Source organism: Phormidium sp. CCY1219, assembly GCF_055795085.1.
Genome location: NZ_JAYFEQ010000545.1, coordinates 1 through 2,322 on the forward strand (window position 1 = coordinate 1; position 2,322 = coordinate 2,322).

Consider the following 2,322-nt stretch of genomic DNA (forward strand, 5'->3'; position numbering starts at 1 on the left):
TCTTTAGGGACTGTGTTCCTTGCCCCGCTTACGTTTCAGGCATTTACCCTCCACTTTTGCGGGAACGAATCGCACCTGCCAATAATACTATACAGCTTTATTATCCTCTAAAGTTGCCCTTCCCGTTCCAACTTCTGTGCGCTTTGTCTTCCATTTGCGCGATTGACTGGCTCGCCAATCCTTGCACCCCATTGAAATCTGACGCCTCATATTACCATACGTTCCCCCCCTCCTCGGGCAAAAAGCCCCGCCCCCTCGGATGGGTGCGGTGCGTGACCCCCGGATTGGATTGGGTGGATGCTACCGGGGATGGGGTTGGGGGCGTCACGCACCCTACGGTGGGTTGGGGTCTTACCCGATTAATGAGTGGCGCATCCAATCCCAGAGTCTGACCACCAGTTCTTCGACGCGAACCATGAGGCGATCGAGCCAGTGCAACACTACCTCTAATGGGTGCTTGATGTATTCCACCTGTAGCACTTGCGCCTCTATCCAGTTGGGGGCGGAGTCGGACTCTTCGGCGGGCGGTACGGTGACGGTGGGGGTGGTGGCGCGGGTGGCGGGTTGTACGGCGGAAACGGATTCTAGATGTGGCGCTGCGGTTGGTCGGCTACTCGGTTCGGGGGCTTTCCGGGGGCTGGCGGGGGGGGCTAAGGGAAAATCGCTGAGGAATTTGGCGATCGCCCGGGTTCCCCACACCTGGCTCAGGGTAAGCGGGGGTTTCGGGTTCTCGGGGAATTGCTCCTTTTCTAGGCCAGATTTTTCGCGGATGGGGTTGACATTTTGGAATTTTTGTGCTATTGCAGGTCGATTCGCTGTCGGCCCATTCCCGGAAAGGGGGGGCGCGGTTGGCGAGGGGTTGTCTAACTTTGCTCTCGCTTCTGGCCCTAGGGGGTTGCTGGGGTCTTCGCTAAATAAATAGTCGATCGCGGTTTGAATCAAAAGCTGAATTTTCAGCAATGCGCGGGGATTTTCGCTGTCAAGGGATCCGGCGTCGGGGTTGAGATCGGGGTCGGTGACGAGGGCGATCGCCCATTTCTGAATCGTCTGCATCAGGGACTCAGTGCGGTCCGCAAGGGCAATCCCGACGCCGGATCCGGGCGGTAACTCCATCCCTTCTAACCGCGCCACTGCACCATCTACCACCAACAAGGCGGCTTGAATTTGCCGATGAATCCCCTCTGTGTGCGGTTGCGCTTCCTCTACCGGCGCTTGCGGGGGGACTTCGTTCATCCCGCTGGGTTGCAATACTAAGCCGGAATTTTGCCACGCATTTTCGAGGCTATTTAAGGCGCGATCGAGGGAATTCCCCAGTTGCGCAAACCCAAATCCTCCCCTCGGTGGGGCGGGTAATGTTTTCCCGGAACTCTCCCCCGAAAGGGTGGGGGCGGTTTTCTTCGGTTGTTTGAATTGCGGATTGTCTCCGTGACCCCCGGCGGCTAATTCCCACTGAATTCTCGCCTGCAATTGTTCTTGCTGGGCGGGGGTGAGGAGATCGAGAATCTGATTTCCCGGGGTGACGAAGACTAAGCGGCGGGTGTCTAGCTGAGTGGCGATCGCGCGTACCACCACGCTTCCTCCCTGCTTCTCAGTTTCCTGGAGGGCGGTGGCGGATTTTTTCTGCAACCCCCTGGCGCGAGAAACATGCTGCAGCGCCAATTTGCCCGGGGCGGCGATTTTTTCCGCCACGGCGCTCATCCACTGTTTCCATCCTCCCCAACCGGGAAATTTCCCCGAGGCGGGGGTGGAAGTCTCGGGATTGTCCCTGGGTTCGGTTGCGGCGATCGGGGAGACAATCGCCACCGGATCGCCACTGTTTTCCCCTACGGTGGATTCGCGGATTTCTACGGCGCTCAATAGGCGATCGATGGCGCTGTCTACACTGGGGGAAGGGGGTTCTTCTGTGGCTGCGCCACCCAGGTTTTTCCCGCTGTCGTCCCTGGATTGCACGCTTCCTTTCAGTTGCTTCCCGATGAAGCGGGTGGCTTGATACGCCGCATACAGGGGAATCATCGCCAAATGCGCGCCAGAAGCGGCGATCGCTTTGAGCTGCTGCTTCGCTTTCTCCAGATGTTTCGCCACTTGGCGCGATCGCCGATCGAGAAAATTAAATAATTTGCTTTGATATCGCTCGGAAGACATATCTTTTTTATTTTAGATTTGTTTAGGGCCTAGGGTGCGGGTGTCGTAAGAGGCGAGAAACCGACTTTCTTTCCTCAAAATTGACTTATGATAACCTCCGATCCGTTTGGAAACCCCCGTGCTTTAGCCGGGGGAGGAAAAACGAACTTGCGGCTTTAGCCGCCGTCAAAACTATATTGA

Annotated in this window: 1 protein-coding gene; it reads right to left on the bottom strand. The window is 57.0% G+C overall.

The genetic code is table 11. The features are described 5' to 3' along the window. Window positions 1-351 precede the first annotated feature (351 nt). Complete coding sequence (locus tag AC0QH1_RS14880; protein WP_324631969.1) at window positions 352-2,142, bottom strand: hypothetical protein; 1,791 nt, start codon at window positions 2,140-2,142, stop codon at window positions 352-354. Window positions 2,143-2,322 lie beyond the last annotated feature (180 nt).